Source organism: Niabella beijingensis (assembly GCF_020034665.1).
In the GTDB taxonomy this organism is placed as follows: domain Bacteria; phylum Bacteroidota; class Bacteroidia; order Chitinophagales; family Chitinophagaceae; genus Niabella; species Niabella beijingensis.
Genome location: NZ_JAIQDI010000001.1, coordinates 321,550 through 338,185, shown reverse-complemented (window position 1 = coordinate 338,185; position 16,636 = coordinate 321,550). Strand labels below are relative to the sequence as shown.

Annotated in this window: 17 protein-coding genes and 1 tRNA gene; 11 read left to right on the top strand and 7 right to left on the bottom strand. The window is 46.4% G+C overall.

The window, feature by feature from the left end; genetic code table 11:
* Positions 1-4 precede the first annotated feature (4 nt).
* A tRNA-Pro gene (locus K7B07_RS01320) sits at positions 5-78 on the top strand.
* 356 nt (positions 79-434) lie between these two features.
* On the opposite strand, the gene K7B07_RS01315 is transcribed toward K7B07_RS01320, so the two are convergent.
* From K7B07_RS01315 to K7B07_RS01305, 3 genes are all read right to left on the bottom strand, one after another.
* Positions 435-734: a hypothetical protein gene (locus K7B07_RS01315; RefSeq protein WP_223706751.1), complete on the bottom strand. Its 300-nt coding sequence runs from the start codon at positions 732-734 to the stop codon at positions 435-437.
* A gap of 304 nt (positions 735-1,038) precedes the next feature.
* The gene (locus K7B07_RS01310) at positions 1,039-1,674 is read right to left on the bottom strand and encodes a response regulator (RefSeq protein ID WP_223706748.1); all 636 of its coding nucleotides are present in this window, start codon (positions 1,672-1,674) and stop codon (positions 1,039-1,041) included.
* The gene (locus tag K7B07_RS01305) at positions 1,661-3,583 is read right to left on the bottom strand and encodes a tetratricopeptide repeat-containing sensor histidine kinase (RefSeq protein WP_223706746.1); all 1,923 of its coding nucleotides are present in this window, start codon (positions 3,581-3,583) and stop codon (positions 1,661-1,663) included. The genes K7B07_RS01310 and K7B07_RS01305 overlap by 14 nt, the downstream gene beginning before the upstream one ends.
* A 40-nt stretch (positions 3,584-3,623) precedes the next feature.
* Here K7B07_RS01305 and K7B07_RS01300 point away from each other — a divergent pair, with 40 nt between their 5' ends.
* From K7B07_RS01300 to K7B07_RS01270, 7 genes are all read left to right on the top strand, one after another.
* Complete coding sequence (locus tag K7B07_RS01300; RefSeq protein ID WP_223706744.1) at positions 3,624-3,887, top strand: hypothetical protein; 264 nt, start codon at positions 3,624-3,626, stop codon at positions 3,885-3,887.
* A gap of 52 nt (positions 3,888-3,939) precedes the next feature.
* Positions 3,940-4,563, top strand: a complete 624-nt coding sequence (locus K7B07_RS27765) for a carboxypeptidase-like regulatory domain-containing protein (RefSeq protein ID WP_223706742.1) — start codon at positions 3,940-3,942, stop codon at positions 4,561-4,563.
* A gap of 303 nt (positions 4,564-4,866) precedes the next feature.
* On the top strand, positions 4,867-5,451 hold the full coding sequence (locus K7B07_RS01290; protein ID WP_223706740.1) for a hypothetical protein: 585 nt from the start codon (positions 4,867-4,869) through the stop codon (positions 5,449-5,451).
* A 125-nt stretch (positions 5,452-5,576) separates the two neighbouring features.
* Entirely contained in the window at positions 5,577-6,257 is a 681-nt protein-coding gene (locus K7B07_RS01285; protein ID WP_223706738.1) for a class I SAM-dependent methyltransferase, read from the top strand.
* A 72-nt stretch (positions 6,258-6,329) separates the two neighbouring features.
* Positions 6,330-6,827: a hypothetical protein gene (locus K7B07_RS01280; protein ID WP_223706737.1), complete on the top strand. Its 498-nt coding sequence runs from the start codon at positions 6,330-6,332 to the stop codon at positions 6,825-6,827.
* A 119-nt stretch (positions 6,828-6,946) separates the two neighbouring features.
* Complete coding sequence (locus K7B07_RS01275; RefSeq protein WP_223706735.1) at positions 6,947-7,699, top strand: hypothetical protein; 753 nt, start codon at positions 6,947-6,949, stop codon at positions 7,697-7,699.
* Positions 7,700-7,987: 288 nt separating this feature from the next.
* On the top strand, positions 7,988-8,629 hold the full coding sequence (locus tag K7B07_RS01270) for a hypothetical protein (protein WP_223706734.1): 642 nt from the start codon (positions 7,988-7,990) through the stop codon (positions 8,627-8,629).
* A 59-nt stretch (positions 8,630-8,688) separates the two neighbouring features.
* Here the strand turns inward: K7B07_RS01270 and K7B07_RS01265 are convergent, their stop codons facing one another.
* From K7B07_RS01265 to K7B07_RS01255, 3 genes are all read right to left on the bottom strand, one after another.
* On the bottom strand, positions 8,689-9,318 hold the full coding sequence (locus K7B07_RS01265) for a HEAT repeat domain-containing protein (RefSeq protein ID WP_223706732.1): 630 nt from the start codon (positions 9,316-9,318) through the stop codon (positions 8,689-8,691).
* A gap of 94 nt (positions 9,319-9,412) precedes the next feature.
* A complete protein-coding gene (locus K7B07_RS01260) occupies positions 9,413-10,132 on the bottom strand; it encodes a LytR/AlgR family response regulator transcription factor (protein ID WP_223706730.1) in 720 nt (239 codons plus the stop codon).
* A complete protein-coding gene (locus tag K7B07_RS01255) occupies positions 10,129-11,187 on the bottom strand; it encodes a sensor histidine kinase (RefSeq protein WP_223706728.1) in 1,059 nt (352 codons plus the stop codon). Before K7B07_RS01255 ends, K7B07_RS01260 begins: the two co-directional genes overlap by 4 nt.
* Positions 11,188-11,615: 428 nt before the next feature.
* Here K7B07_RS01255 and K7B07_RS01250 point away from each other — a divergent pair, with 428 nt between their 5' ends.
* From K7B07_RS01250 to xylA, 3 genes are all read left to right on the top strand, one after another.
* On the top strand, positions 11,616-12,074 hold the full coding sequence (locus tag K7B07_RS01250) for a hypothetical protein (protein WP_223706726.1): 459 nt from the start codon (positions 11,616-11,618) through the stop codon (positions 12,072-12,074).
* Between the two features lie 246 nt (positions 12,075-12,320).
* Positions 12,321-13,838 (top strand): xylulokinase, encoded by a 1,518-nt coding sequence (locus tag K7B07_RS01245; protein WP_223706725.1) that lies wholly within the window; start codon positions 12,321-12,323, stop codon positions 13,836-13,838.
* A gap of 2 nt (positions 13,839-13,840) precedes the next feature.
* Positions 13,841-15,169 carry a xylose isomerase gene (gene xylA / locus K7B07_RS01240; protein ID WP_223706724.1) on the top strand — a complete coding sequence of 443 codons (1,329 nt, stop codon included), beginning with the start codon at positions 13,841-13,843 and terminating at the stop codon, positions 15,167-15,169.
* Positions 15,170-15,242: 73 nt separating this feature from the next.
* On the opposite strand, the gene K7B07_RS01235 is transcribed toward xylA, so the two are convergent.
* Positions 15,243-16,415: a serine hydrolase domain-containing protein gene (locus tag K7B07_RS01235; RefSeq protein ID WP_223706722.1), complete on the bottom strand. Its 1,173-nt coding sequence runs from the start codon at positions 16,413-16,415 to the stop codon at positions 15,243-15,245.
* Positions 16,416-16,636: the final 221 nt, after the last annotated feature.

Here is a 16,636-nt window from a genome sequence, read left to right as displayed (position 1 = left end):
GGATCGGGACGTAGCGCAGCCCGGTAGCGCACTTGCATGGGGTGCAAGGGGTCGCTAGTTCGAATCTAGTCGTCCCGACATAACAAAGAGAAGCTCAGCAGCAATGCCGGGCTTTTTTGTTTTATACCGGTAGCGCATCCCGCCGGGGCGGGCGGGTCGTTAGTTAGCCATTCTCTCTACTGGCACGGTCCGGATCTGGTTAACCCGGCAAAATAGTGAATCGCTGATACTTGCCCATGTACTCACAAGAAGAGCGATCTGGAGAGGCATGTTGATATAATCCATTCGAAAATGCAGGCAAAGTATAAGAAGGTTTTTGACACCTATTACGAATCCTATATTGCACGAATCGATAGCTCTTGATGCGCCGGATTGGCGAACGACTAGGACGGCTTATCAATTCAATTTTCGCGTGCCATATAATTGACAACTTTTTAATCTCCGTATGCAATTAACCCGCTGCGATTGCGTTCAGCTGTGTCAAGTAAGATGAGCAATTTCTTTACGTCATCGTCGGTCTGCAGATCCGTCTTAAAAATATGCTGACGGATTTGGTTAATTAATTCAGTATCCAATCTGAAGTCGGAGTAGAAATTAAATTGCATTCCGATAACTTCTTTTCTTTGCAAATTAGCAAATGTTCTATTATCTAGTGCTCCAACGAATTCCAGGCCGGCTTGTTCGGGATAATCTGGCTGAGGTTGCTCGTCTTGTACTATGTAAAAATCTAACATTTTATTTTTTAGTGTAGAAGTGCCCGTGCGAAACTAAGTGAATTTATCCGAAATTCTTTAATCAACGACAAGTGCACAACCTCATTGAACCCCCTGATATAGCCAGCCTTGGCTTTTACCGGAACATATTCCGTGCGCTCTTTATTTCAGTCCGTATTGAGAAATATCGGAAATAGATCTTGCTGCCCCGGCTGTTAATGGTGTCAGGTAAGGTGCAGAAGGAAGGTAAAGTGATTCACGTTGTGGTGCCGGATAGTTGAACATTTGGGACGAGCGCCCCTCATTTATTTATTGTACTCCATACTCATAGAAGGCTATTGGCCGTGGCTATTCTTATCAGCTCTGCAACGTTTTTTGCTTCAAATTTTTGCAACAGGTTTTTACGGTGGCTTTCTACTGTGAACCTGCTTATATGCAGCTGCCCGGCTATTTCCAATGTTGTTTTACCTGATGCGATCAGTTCAAGTACTTCTTTTTCACGGCTCGTTAAGCGGACAGCTGTCTGATCCGTAGATAATTGCGGTGATGCGATGATCTCTTTCACATCCTGGCTGAAGGTGATTTCTCCTTTTACCGCGGCGCTTATACAACCTACTAGTTCATTCCGGGAGATGTTTTTGAGCAGGTAACCATTTGCACCGCTGTTTAGCATATCCATTATGATTTTACGATTATGGTGATGACTGAGAGCGAGCACAGTAGTTTTAGGAAAATGAAGCTTTATCGTTTTACAAAGTTCAATTCCGTTGATATCGGGCAGGGTTATATCCTGCAAGATGACGTCGACTGTGTGGTGATCCAAAAAAGAAAGCAAATCTTTTCCGTTAAAGAAATGTCCGACAACTTCGATATGCTCTACAGTAGCCAGTATTTTCTCCAACCCCTCCACCACAATGGGATGATCGTCAACCAAAGCTATTTTTGTTTTATATAGTAACATAAAGCTCTATATTTACAATTGTACCTGATGGACTTTTCTTACGAAAATACTCAATGGTGCCATTTAGGTAGGCTATCCGGTTTTTAATATTGGCAATACCCATTCCGTGATGCATGCTGCCATCTTCTATGTCAAAACCTTTACCGTTGTCTTCTACTGTAATTAGGAAAATTTTTTCGTTCTGACTGCATTGTAGCAGGATATTACCGGCGCCAGCGTGTTTCACTGCATTGGTCAATAACTCCTGTACGATACGGTAAATGGAAAGCTGTTCGCTTAACGGGATGCCCTGACTGATGTTGAGGCATTGCAGGTCAACAGATGTGTGTTTGGAGATAAAGGATTCGGCAAGTTCTTTTAAGGCAGCCTCCAATCCGTATCTCAATAAAAGATCCGGCATCATATTATGTGCTATATGACGCAGCTCGGATGCCGAATTGTCCAACTGGTGCATCGCATCTTTTATTTGTTGGCCGTATTGTTCCCCGATATCAGAAGTGATAGCGGAAAGATTGATTTTTACCGCGGCCAGCATACTCCCGATACCGTCATGTAAATCACGGGCAACCCTGTTCCGTTCTTCTTCCTGCGACTGAAGCATCGCCTGTGCCAGTTTTATTTCCTGTTGTTGCTGAATGTCTTTTAATTGCTGATCAGAAATTTTTTTGTTTTTACGGTAAAGTATTATTGAATAGCCGGCAATGGAGATGAACAGGAAGCAGCCCACCGCCAGCAGCCAGCTGGTTAATCTGCTATTTTTACCGGCGAGTACGGCCTGCTTTTTTTCAGATTCAAGACGAATGATCTTTTTTTCATTTTCAGCACTGTGGTATTTTATTTCCAGTTCGTTAATGTCTTTGGTTAGTTTTACTTCTGTGAGGCTATCGCTTAACTGGGTATACATTTTTTGCCACTGGTAGGCTTCCGGCATGTTGCCAAGTCCCGCGTTGGCTGTTGCGAGCTCCTTGTACATTTCCACTCGGTTACTTGCCTGTTCGATGGCTTCTTTATCATTCAATAATTCTGTTAAGATTTTTTTTGCCGCTGTGTATTTTTTAAAAGCCAATAAGGTTCTTGTCTTTTGAAATTTCAGTTCGAGGATAGTTCTTTGCTTATTGGTACCTGATGCCCGGGCTATTCCTTTATCCAGACTATTTATTGCGTCGCCATATTTGCCCAGATAGTGTTCATACATGCCTTTTATGAGGCAATATATCGAATACTGTTCCGATTCAGGGTAAGGTGCTAAAATGTTCTCCAAACGATTCAATACGGCTTTTGCCTGCGGATATTTTTTTAACAGCAAAAAATTTTCTCCGGCTCTGTTGTATGCTGCTGCCAACCGGTTAAACTGATCGGGCAATCGCTCTAAAATTTTAATTGCTTCATTCAGGTAAATTTCTGCTTTGTCATATTGCTCCAGGTTCATAAACGTAACCGCTAAAGCCGTTATTTCTGTTGCTATCATGTTGCTGTCATTCGCCAGCCTGGCCAGTGGGACTGCCTTGTTCAGGATTATGTCGATATGGTCTCTGTCGCGGTCGTTCAGCTGTCTTATCACAGCAATATTATTCCAGATTTTGGACCGGGTACGATAAGCAACCGGCGTGGCAAACTTGCTTAACAGGCTGTCTGCTTTAAGATAGGCAACTTCGCTTCTTACCTCGTCTATATTGAAAAAAAGAAACCCTTCTGATGCGTAGGATGTTGCTATAATGTATGGATACCTGGCACCAAGCGTTCTTGCCTGTTGTAAAATTTGTTTTGCTTTAGCGGTATCTTCATTGGCCCAGTAAGCCATCAGATTTAAATAAGCCTGCGCTTTTACACTATCATTTTTGGTGGTGTTTATGACCCGGTTTAAACTGTCGGCATAAGTTTTCATATCAAGCGGAAACTGTGCCTTCATTGCAAAGGAAAAGCATAGGAGAGAAAAAAATATCGGAATCGTGCGCCCAATCATACCCAAAATAAATGTTTCTTTCATTAATTCGGCTATTTTCTGTAAAAACTACCTGAAAAATCAGGAAAAAATCCCTGTTTTCAGGGATAGTAAAAATCGCCAACAACCGGGATTGTTTGTAATAGCGCCTTATGATAATTTTGTCTGTGAAATTGTAAAGGGGGAACAATTGAAGTTCAAAACGCTTAATCAGCTAACCTTTATGTTGCCTCTCGTAAGGGAAGTCGAAAAACGTTTAGCAGAGCCGTAAGGCAAATCATGTTTCAGGGATCTTTTTTAAAAACTCTTTAAATCATTATGTCGTGAAACCCGTCAAACAGGCATCGTTCTTTTTTCTTTTTTTATTTATTTTTTCTTTTGCCAGAGGCCAGTACGTACAACCGGAAAGAAACGATACTACAATAATCATGTCTCAGCTGCCATTTGATACTGCTGCTGCACGCGCCGCTTTGGGGCGCGGAAACTCAACCATTAAAGGCGTAGCGTTTACAAAACCCCGGAGTGGAGACGGAAGCAAATCCTGGAGCTGGAAACGCATTTATGCTAATAAAGCAATGGTGACATTATTTCCTGTAACTCCTTATTTCCTGGACTTCCTTGAGTTGAAAAAGAAAAAGCAGAACCTCCAAAAATTACGGTATGTTTATTTAAGCAATGAAGCCTATCAATTTCGTCTGACTGCAATTACCAACAGTAACGGGGAATTTACGTTCCCGAATATGAAACCCGGAAGATATTATTTGGAAACAACTGTGGGGCAGGTGGTATCCGGCACTGTTGATGTGTACGCCGGGCATGCCAATACTAATTACGGCAATGTGAATTATTATCAGCAAAAAAATTATAGTAATGATTATTACGATCTGGCTACAAAATTTGTAGAAATCCAAAAAGACGGTGAAGTGGTGGAAATAAAACTGAAATAATAACCCGCGTGCACCACGATCGCCCAGGTCCACTGGCTTGTGCAGCAGTATTGTTCCGTAAATAAATGAAGTCTATGTACCGACCGGAAAGCATGCAGAAGTTTAAACTGGCCACACCTCTGCCCACCAATGCCTCGAAAAATAATCGGGAAATAAGCAGGCAATCACAAGAGCGAAGAGGCAACTGCAAACGGCCGAATCTGGATTTATTATCAAGATTCAGGCAAAGCCGGAATTTCTTTAAAGATGAAAATATAGACAGAATAAACGGAGAAAGCACCAGTATCAAACTTGAAATTTGCTATGATAAAAAGAACAATGATGAAGCGTAATGCAGTACTATTATGTGTGGTATTACTTGTCGCTTTGGCTTCCTGCAGTAAAAAGAGCGACGATAAACCTGATGATACTGCAGGCAAGTATTATTTAACGGTAAAAGTGGATGGAGTAGAAAAAAAAGCCACTGACCAGGGTGGCAGCTCAGGCCTGAAAGCCCAGGTCGTTTATCAGAACAGTTCCGGCCGCAATGTAATCCTGATTAGCGGCAGATGGCGGCTTTCCACCAGTGACCTTACAAAATTGGGAGGTACCGACCTTTTAATACAGCCCTTTCTGGAAAAAGCAGGTACTTATGGCGTGGGGGCGGGTTCAGGCACATTGAATGCTATAAACCATTGGGTGGACATGAATCCTCCATCCGACCGGGTAGATGACGACATTTACACTTCCGGGGGTGAGTACGGCTCCGGAAAAATTGTGGTCGAGTCTTTTGATGGTAAGGAAGTGCGTGGCACATTTCAAAGCACAGTTGTAAATAGTAATAGCAAGACAATAAAACTCAGCGAGGGAAAGTTTTATATGCCGGTAGATATGAGCCGGGCAAAATAGCAGATACAAAGATTACATCTCTCCCAAACCTACTACTTAAGAACTATGAAATGCTCCCGGTAACGGCTATGGAAGCAATAGTCTGCTGGAGGACTCTATTCAACGAATTTATAATGTCTATTAAGATGCAGTTTCAAATTGTACCAGGCTCAAAAGAAGAAATAGCGTATCAGCACTATCACTTTAAGCGGCTAAAATTTGCTTTCGAAAAGGCGATTCAATATGCGAAGGGGGCGATACTGGAAATCGGACCATACACCATTACTTATAACCTGATTAAAAATGGGTTCAATGTAGATACATTGGGGTATTTGTCAGAAGGTGTCAAAGGTGTAAACAAACATATAGAATTCGATCTGGACAGTCTGGGGAAAGGAGGGCACCACTTTATTAAAGGCAATTACAACCTGGTTATAATTGCAGAAGTAATTGAACACCTGCACCTGGATTTAGATCGTATCTTACGCCAGCTTTGGGAACTTACTTCATCCCAGGGGGTTGTAATCATCCAAACACCCAATGCCACAGCTCTTAAAAAAAGAATGGCTATGATTGCCGGGAAAAATCCTTTCCAGATGATCATCGATGATTATCGGCCGGGCTACGGTGGCCATTTGAGGGAATTTACAAGAAAGGAATTGAAGACCTACTCAGAGAAAAATGGGTTTGAGGTTCTGGAACTGCATACACTGAACTATTTCGACTACAGCCATTCATATAAGGCAAGGTTGTATAAATTATTTTCCAACAAATTGCCTCAGTTACTCCGGGACGGGGTGACAATTATATTAAAAAAGCCGGTTTAAAAGAGAAGAGGCTTCAATGATGATTTGGAAGATTAGTAAACGAACCTATTCTACTTACATATTTAAAAATAAATGAAAAAACGTGTATTGGCATTCTTGCTTACAGCTATTGTTTCGGCCGGTTACGGACAGAAAGCAAGCGACAACTACCCTCTGGCTGAACGAACAAAAACTACAGAGCCGCTGAAGATCTCCGGTTATCAGGCTCTTGCCCGTGCTGACCTGATACCGCCCCGCATTCCTGCTTTTTATTACGAACGGAATCCTTTCCTAGCGGAGGACACATCCATGAAGCAACTAAAGCGCCAGCTGACAACGCAAAAGACCCTGAAAGGAGTGGGTATTTTTAATATTGTTTGGGGCGGAGCCTGGTTTGGAGCGGGGACCACGCTTACTCTTATGTCTTCTGAAAACCGGTTGCTGGGTATCATTCCTGCAGCAATAGGAGCAGGTGCCTGTATTATGGGAATCCGGCGCGTAAAGATAAGCCGCCGGAAAATCCGGGACCTGCGTGAACAAATCAGCATCCGGGCAGGGGCAAATACTGTGGCGCTCATTTATGGCTTTTAAACAGCTTTTATAGCAAGGTGACGATATACGGAACGGAATGGGCATCCGGTCATTTTTCGCTTCCTAACGGATCTGCTGCAGGCCGCATCATATAAAAGTCAGGTAAGAAAACAACAGAAATGAATCTAAATACCGTCAGGCTCGAAAAGAAAATGCGCATACTACAGGCGTTGTGCGTCTTTACAAGTATGTTGACTTGTGTGATTTTATTGGTAGGATTTAACACTAACAATAGAAAACGATTTGATGAAATTGATGTGGAGCGGATCAATATAATTGAGAAAAGTGGTAAGCTCCGTATGACAATTTCTAACAAAGAACGATCTCCGGCACCGCTTCATAAAGGAAAAGAATTTGGTCTGGCAGGCAGTAACAGAACAGGAATTATCTTTTTTAATGAAGAAGAATCAGAAGTAGGCGGATTAACTTTTGAAGGGAAGATGAATAATACAGGGAAAGCCGATGCTTATGGCCATTTTTCATTTGACCAGTATAATCAGAATCAGGTACTTTATTTAACATACAGTGAAAGCGATGGAAAGAGGAGTATGGGGCTGAACGTGGATGATTGGCAGGAATCTCCCCCATTTTCAGAATGGAATAAAGCGTACAAGAAAGCCGCTGAAACAATGGTGGGAGAGACCAGAGATAAAAGACTGAAAGAATTAATGGAGCCGATGCAGGGGCAGCCTGCATTCGCAAAAAGGGTTTTTGTTGGAAGGGATAAGGACAGGAAAGCAACGGTTATGTTAGCGGATCGCTCCGGAAAACCCCGGCTACGACTTTCAGTTGATGCAGGTGGAGAAGCAAAAATAGAATTCCTGGATAAAGATGGAAAGGTTACCTACAGCTTATCGGGTGATAAAAAATAGTGTAAAAAGAATAAAGCAACTTGGAACGTGAATGGCGAACACCTTGAACACTTTAAGCTGTAATGTCCGCGTTGTAAAAACGAAGATTACGAGTGTCCGGCAAATCCCCAATATCGGCATGTTCTGTTTTTTCAACCAAATCCTTCGGGTTTGTTCATTTCATTTTTTGCGTAATTCGATTTCGTTCAGCTTTTGAGCCACTGAAGAAAAAGCGGCGATTAAAATACTCCTTTAAAAGTATTGTGATGATGGTCGATCCTTGTCAACTTTGGGCATAAACCGTGAAGTATGAAACAGACACTATTGTTACTCCTGTCTTCCGCTGTTGTTTTATCCCAGAGCTGCAGGAAGGATGATGTAAAACCCCGGGAAACCGTCCTGTATGAGACCGATTTTAGCAGCGATGATGGTCAGTGGCCGACGGGCACACTGGCCACCGGCGTCAGCGCCGATATCCAGAATAATTACTATCAGATAACAAGCAGAAATACCAGCTATTACGTTTATGCCTCATCCCGTTTTAACGGTGTTTCCGGAAACACCGCTATCGAAGCAAGTGTATCCGTAAGTGCAATAGGGAACCCGGCCACCCTGTATCCCGGGGGATTGGCATGGAATATTAACCCGTCCCGTAACCTGGTCTTTATGTTTGGTATTTACCCGGATGGGCAGTTTGCCATTGGCGGCTGGCCCGATGCAAATGGTTTTGTGTCCTATAAAGACCCGACAACGAGTACCGCGATCCGTACGGGCGGATTCAATACACTCCGCATTGAGCTTAGGAATAAACGGCTGTACTTTTTTATCAATGGTACACAGGTGCATGATATGTCGCCTGTCAACGATTCTTCGCTGGACCTGCCGGGACTTATCCTCGGTGGCCCGGACCTTTCAATGCGTACGGATCATTTCAAGGCCGTTCAGTTTTAGTGACCGGCCAGGGATTAAAGACGAGCACTGTTTTTTCGCCTGGAATAAAAGAATGAGCCTTATTTCCCAACCGCTTTTTTCAGCACTTTTTCCAGTCTTTTGCGCTTGCTTTCTTTTTCCAGGTCATTGAGGCGGGAACCAAGCGTGCTTATGAACTGCTGCCGCTGTGTTTCGAGGAGGACCGGCAACGCATTTTCAGCGTACATGGGTAACTGATTGGGCGGACATGTTGCCAGCTGCTCGTTTAAAAGTGCAAAAGCATCCTCTGATAAACTTTTTACTCCACACAGTTGTATGAGGATACCAACATAGTTATCGCGCGTGATGACCGACCCTTTTTCGGCAGTGGCAGCGAGTTTTGGTAATGCAGAAAAAACAGGCCCGGGGTTTTCGGCAGTGACAGTAAGGAGGGCTGCCATGGCGCCCCATTGCATCCTGTTGTCGTTGCTGTCCAGGAGCCGGATAAAATCACCGGTATTGCCGGAGAGGAGCGAAGGCCGGATGGCGCCGATCTCATATAAGGTCTTGATGCAGTCGTGCCGAATATTTTTGTTGTTGTCGGCAAGATGCCGGATGAGTTCAGCTATGGCCTTTTTGTCGCCGGCAGCGGCTATTTGCCGCGCCAGTTCAGTATTGGGTGCCTCATCGCGCCGGTTCAGGGAGGAAGCTAATCGGTCAATTATTGTCATAATGTTTCTTTCGCGCTGAAACGGGATCCGGATGAGCGCCGCTTCCCGGATCCGCTGTGGTACTAATTTACAGCTTTTTCGGGTAAATTTCCGGCTACTGCCGGTTGTTGCCGGAGAGCTTCTGTTCAAGTTGTTCGCGGTACATCCTCCCGATGGGGATCAGGTGATGACTGATGATAATGCGGTTGCGGGTCATCCGGTGTATATGGTCCGCTGCAACGATAAAAGATTTATGTACCCTTATAAAAGCCGGTTCGGCAAATAATTCCTGCATCGATTTTACAGACCCCTTAACAACGGTTTTCCCATGGGCGGTATGAATAATAGCATAATCCTTAAGCCCCTGGATAAAAATGACATCCGCCAGGATCAGCTTTATCTTTTCCACTCCGCTTTTTACAAAAATGAATTCCGGCGTGGTTTTATCCCTTTCCACGCCAGCCTCTTGTTTTTGTAATGCCAGGAAATCGGTCACTCTTTCCAGTGCCTGACCGAAACGTTGCCTGGAAATCGGTTTTAGCAGGAAGTCGATCACGCCCAGTTCAAAGCCTTCAAACGCATAGTTGCGGAAAGCGGTGGTAAATACGGTAACAGGAGGCTGTGGCAATTGTTGCAGCAATTCAATACCGCTCATCTCCGGCATTTCAATATCCAGGAACAGTGCATCCACCGGGTGCGCTTTCAGGTACCGGAGCGCATCGGAGGCATTGCCGAAACTGCCGCACAGTATAGTCTCCTGTAATGGTGCCAGGAAGCCTGCGAGGATCTCCCTTGCCAGGGGCTCATCATCCACGATCACACATTTTAGCTTCATAGCAGGATTTTTAAAAGGGTGATATAACTGTCCGGAAGCGCGCTGGTTTCCAGGCTGTGACGACCGGGGTATAAAAGTTCCAGTCGTTTCCGCAGGTTCTGCAGACCGATGCCGCCTCTGCGTGTTCCTGTTGCCGGCCCCGGTCTGCTGTTGATCAGTTTTACTGTAAGCACGGTATCGATAGTGATCTCCAGGTGGAGGAAAGCTCCGGTACCACCGCGGCTAAGACCATGTTTGACCGCATTCTCCAGCAGCGGAAGTATCAGGAAAGGAGGGATCGAACACTGACCGGGACTGCCATTGATCGTTATCCGGATGTCGGCCGCGCTGTCGGAACGCAATTGTTCCAACTCTAAATAATTGTGCAGGTAATCCAGCTCCTTTTCAAGCGGAATGTATTCTTCATCACTTTCATAAAGCATATATTCCATGAGCCCCGAAAGCTTTAGCACCACTTCCGGGGCATCGTCGGATTTTTTCAGTGTCAGGCCATAGAGATTGTTGAGGGCATTGAACAGGAAATGCGGGTTAATCTGGGCACGGAGAAAATCGACCTCAGCGTTCAGTTTTTCCACGGCGATCCGCTGGATGACCAGTTGCTGTCCGTACCAGTCGATGCTCAGCTTAAGGGCCAGCATCAGGCCAAGATACCACAGGGTGCTGAAGAAGTTGTAGGAGAGGGTTTCCAGCAGGTCACTGTTCCGCATGGGACCGATCACATAACCATAGAGGTAATAGTCGAAGAGACTTTGTGCCGCCAGGTAACCCGCCACCGATAATACAACGGCTGTAATATAGGCCGCATAACGCTTCCGCAGCAGGTAGCGCGGTAAGAAATAATGTAGGTTAAGATAGGCTATCAGGATCAGGAGCAGGATCCGCACCGATACACAGGCTACAAAATAAGGCAGACTGGCTTTCTGGATGAGATACCTTTTTTCATAAATAAAAAAGCCGGTGATCAGTATCCAATAGGCACTGTGCACCAGGAAATAACTCAGTGAGACGCTTCGCTTTGAAAACGGCAGATGTATTCTTTTACTCAGAAGATCCATTTTATAATTTGTTCGTCATAAAAGAAAATAAAAACGGCCGCCCGGAAAAATCAGATCGATCAACAGCACAAATCGTAGAGGAAACCAGCAACAGGAGGCCAGGTCTCTCCCGGTTCACCAGCTATTCCCAACCGCAGGGCGACCGGTGATCCCGGAAATATTCTGTTATGCAATCTACTATATTTAACCGGCCATTCGTGAATTATTTACAATGTTCCCTGCCTGTAATAGCAGGGTATCCGGACCATACGGTGTGTTTTTTATACCATTGATGACGTCCTTCAGGCAACTGGCGGAAACCTGTCTCCTGCTCCTGTATCGCTGTTCATTCATCTATTATTCGGTACGCTGCTCTACTATTTTTTTTCATGGTATTGTATTGGAATACTATTGTGATGTATTATTATTTCACTTTAAAATATTCTGTTATGCAATCCACTACATTTCACCGGCCATTGGTAACATCCGTTATATTGGCTGCCCTTTTTCTTACGTTATCCGCCTTTGCTGCAGTGCTCGGGCTTGACAGTTATGAGATCTATCTCAACAAAACACTTGTTTTAAAGCAATCGGTAAACCAGCCGCTGAATCTGCGCAAACTACAGCTGGATAAAGCAAAGGAGCAGGATCAGTTACGTATCTACTACCGGCATTGTCATTCGCCCCAGACCGGAACGGGGAGAAGCCTGGCCGTCCGCGATGACAACGGTAAACTCCTGAAAAAATGGACCTTCAGTAATGCCGCCAATGGAGATCTAAGTATGGTGATACCCGTAAAAGAACTGCTCCGGTTGCAAAAGGATCATGCGCAACAAAATCTCAGCATTGTTTATACCGCGCAGGAACTTGCGAAAGGAGAAACACTGGCGTTGCTCCGTTTTAAATGACAGTCGGCATTGCCGTTCAGCTGATGCGTCCGGACAGTGTCCCGGGCGCATTACAGCTGCCTGTCCGGCAGAAAGACATAGGTATGTTTCGTAGTAGTATCTTTTTCCTTTTTGCATGCTTTAACAGTTGTATGCCTGCGCCCGGCAAAGGGATGCGCTTATGGTAAAATTGAAATCGATTACATTTTAAAAAACAGTATATTGCAATGGTTATATCTTGCAGTTGTTTTTTAAAAAAACGCTTTCATGATTGCTGAAAAGAAGGTTTTCTTACTGGGGATCGATATCGGCACTTCCGCGGTAAAGGTGGCGCTGGTGAATGCGGCAACACAACAGGTTGTAGCTACGGTAACCTGCCCGGAGACCACCGAACGGACGATAAAAGCCTTGAGCCCCGGATGGGCGGAGCAGGATCCCGAACAGTGGTGGACAGATGTGAAAGATGCACTGCACCGGCTGCGGTCGGTGCCGGGTTGCGAACTGGAAGCAGTAGCAGCGATCGGAATTACCTACCAGATGCACGGCCTGGTGATCACCGATGCCGCAGGCAAGGTGCTGCGGGATGCGATCATCTGGTGCGACAGCAGGGCGATCGGCCAGGGAGAACAGGCATTACAGGCCATCGGCAGCGAACGTTGTCTCCGGCACCTGCTGAATTTTCCGGGAAATTTTACGGCAGCAAAGCTGGCCTGGGTAAAGCAGCAGGAACCCGGACTGTATAAGCGGATAAAAAAAGTAATGTTGCCCGGCGACTATATTGCGCTGCGGTTAAGCGGAGCACTTACCAGCACGCCGTCCATGCTCTCCGAGGGCGTTTTCTGGGACTTCCGGGAGCATGCACTCTCAAAAGATATCCTGGATTGTTTCGGATTTGATCCGGATCTTTTTGGTACACAGCGTGCTGTTTTTGATACACACGGCACCCTGAGTGCGGCTGTGGCCCGGGAGCTTCAGCTGAAAGAAGGGATCCCCATAACCTACAAAGCCGGGGATCAGCTGAACAATGCACTTTCCCTGAATGTGCTGCAGTCGGGAGAGATCGCTACAACTGCAGGCACAAGCGGCGTGATCTATGCCGTAACAGACCAGCTGGTATATGACCCGCTTTCACGGATCAACAGTTTTGCACATGTGAATCATCGGAGTGACCAGGCACGCATCGGACTATTGCTTTGTATAAATGGTGCAGGCATCAGCAACCGCTGGATACGGGACTGTACCGCGGCCGGAACCGGCTATCCGCAGCTGAATGCATTGGCAGCTGCAACTCCCGATGGCGCAGATGGGCTGCTGTACTTCCCTTTTGGAAATGGCGCAGAACGGATGCTGGGCAACAAGACCTTAAGCGCCGGCTTTACGGGGATCGATCTGAATAAACATACCAGCGGACATCTGTACCGTGCCGTTCAGGAAGGTATTGCGTTCGCTTTCCGTTACGGACTGGACATCATGCGGAAGAACGGACTGAAGGCGACTATTGTTAAAGCGGGAAAGGCCAATCTTTTTTTAAGTGATGTGTTTTCAAAAGCATTTGTAAATGTGACCGGACTTACCCTGCAGCTGTACCGGACGGACGCCAGCGTGGGTGCTGCAATGGGCGCCGGTATAGGTGTCGGCTATTATACCGAAGCCACTGCTTTTGAGAAACTGGAGCTGGAAGCGGTACTACAGCCGGATGATGCTCAACGTGCCTTATACGAAGCGGTTTATCAGCGCTGGCTCCGGGCACTGGATCAGCAATTTCTTCATAATAAAATAAATTAATTATGCAGGTACTTACGGGAACAACAGAATATTTTAAAGGGATCGGACCGGTAACATTTGAGGGACAGGACACGGACAACCCGCTGGCCTTTCGCTGGTATGATGAAAAAAGGGTGGTTGCCGGCCGGCCGTTGAAAGAATGGTTGCGCTTTGCCTGCTCTTACTGGCACTCATTCAACGGAACCGGCAGCGATCCCTTCGGAGGGCCCACCCATTTTTTTGAATGGGACCGGAAGACGGATGCACTGGAACGGGCGAAAGATAAGATGGACGCGGCTTTTGAGTTTTTTACAAAAATGTCGCTCCCATTCTATTGTTTTCATGATGTGGACCTCATCGATTACGGGAACGATATAGAGGAGAACGAAAGGCGGCTGGACGCCATTACCGATTATGCACTTGAAAAGCAGCGTGCCTCCGGGGTAAAACTTTTATGGGGAACCGCCAACCTGTTCTCACATGTCCGGTACATGAACGGTGCGGCCACTAATCCGGATTTCAATGTGGTGATGCATGCCGGGGCACAGGTAAAGGCGGCGCTGGATGCCACCATAAAGCTGGGCGGTGAAAACTATGTGTTCTGGGGCGGACGGGAAGGGTATATGAGTCTGCTCAATACGGATATGAAACGCGAGCAGGAACACCTGGCGCGCTTTTTACACCTTTCAAAAGAGTATGCACGCAGGCAGGGATTTACCGGTACTTTTTTTATTGAACCAAAACCCTGTGAGCCCACGAAACATCAGTATGATTATGATGCAGCTACGGTGATCGGTTTTTTAAGACAGCACGGGCTGCTGGAAGACTTTAAGCTGAATATAGAAGTGAACCATGCCACACTGGCCGGACATACCTTCCAGCATGAGCTGCAGGTGGCGGCTGATGCGGGTTTGCTGGGATCGATCGATGCCAACAGGGGCGACTACCAGAATGGCTGGGATACCGATCAGTTTCCCAATAACCTGAATGAACTTACCGAAGCGTTACTGATCATCCTGGAAGCCGGCGGATTCAGCGGAGGAGGTATCAATTTCGATGCAAAAATACGCCGCAACTCTACCGACCCCGCCGATCTCTTTTATGCGCACATCGGCGGCATGGATACCTTTGCCCGGGCATTGATCACCGCTGACGCCATCCTGCAGCAATCGGAATACGGAAAGCTGCGCCGCGAACGGTATGCTTCGTTCGCTGATGGACCGGGAAGGGATTTTGAGGACGGCAAACTGACCCTGGAACAGCTCCGGAACCTTGCTGCAAAAAGCGGGGAGCCGGATACGATCAGTGGCAGGCAGGAGTACTACGAAAATATAATCAACCGGTTTCTTTAAATCATCGGGCTGTTCTCCGTCAGCGGAGCAGCAGCATTCAGTAAATCGTTCTATCGGCGGAAGCACACGGGGATCATCCGGGAGTAGCTTCCGCTTTTTTTTCGATCAGCCGTGCCAGTTCAAAACAGAGTTGATCGATGTGTTCTTTATGGGGATGGAATGCAGAAACATTCGAAAGAAGGATCACACCGTTCCGGGATGCGGGATCGAGGGCCATTGACGAAGAATAGCCGGCGGTGCCACCGTTGTGCCAGTACAGGGTTGTTCCGTAATCCGTTTGAATGATATGCCAGCCCAGTCCGATCTGCAGCCGGTCGTTTACCCGGAAGGTCGGAATCCTCGTAAGTGCCAGTTGCCTGCGGGTACTGTCGAACTGCGCCAGTGCAAACAGGGAGAGGTCGCTGGCACAGGAGCGTAGTCCGCCGGCACCGGACAATACATCGAAATCCCAGTTGGGTACTTCATTGCCTGCAGCATCCAGTCCGCGTACGAGCTGCCCCTCCGGATTGTCGGGGTACAGGTACGTGTGCTGCATATTGAAAGGGGTAAGGACCCGTTTCTTCAGGAGCAAGGGGAAGCTGGTTTTTTGGATCAGCCCCAGTGTATATCCCAGCAATCCGGCACCGAGATTGGAGTACGCATATTTTTCTCCGCCTGCCTGCAGTACTGTTACTTCATTTTTCAGATAATCTTCCAGAAGTGCGCGGTTGTAATTCCTGTAGGGATTGCCGGGGCTCGTTTTTGCTGCCGCAAAATTGGACGGCATCCTCGGAAGACCGGAGGTATGATTGGCCAGCTGTCTGAAGCTGAACTGCATTCCCTTGTTAAACGCGAATGGGTAGCAGGTATCGATGCGGTCATCCAGACCCAGCTCTTTTTGTACCACAAGATCTGCCAATAGTGTTGCTGTAAAGACCTTGGTGATGGATCCTGTCTCAAAGATCCGTGCTTCGTTGTTTACTGCAATAAGGTGGCCCTGTTCTTTTATTACACCGTAAAACGTAACGGATCCGTTTTGAATAAGGGCCAGGGACAACTGTGTTTTTGAAGGGAATTCTCCAGTATGGAGTTTGATAGCTGCCCTTACCTGCTGCGTTATGTAGCTGCTGTCTCCGGTAGCTGCTGTACCGGTTTGGATAGCATGCTGGAAGGTGGCAGACCTGTCAGGCGGCTGAAGAAACAGAGAGGGCTGCTGAAGACGGTTCCCCGTAAATACGGCCAGCAGGCAGATCAGTAGTCGGTTCATATTGCAGCGGCTGTTAATTTATATAAAAGTAATACGGGTAAAAATAAGCAAAGCTCCGGAAGTCCGGGCATGCGGAGTACGGTGTTATCGGATGACCCGGGAAAAGGCAGCTGAATTAAAATGCGGTTCCGGAAAAAAACCTATCTTCGCTCCACAAAATCTACTTTGATGAAAATCATTGCTACATCCACCGCTGTACGACCCCACTAAGTACTATCCGG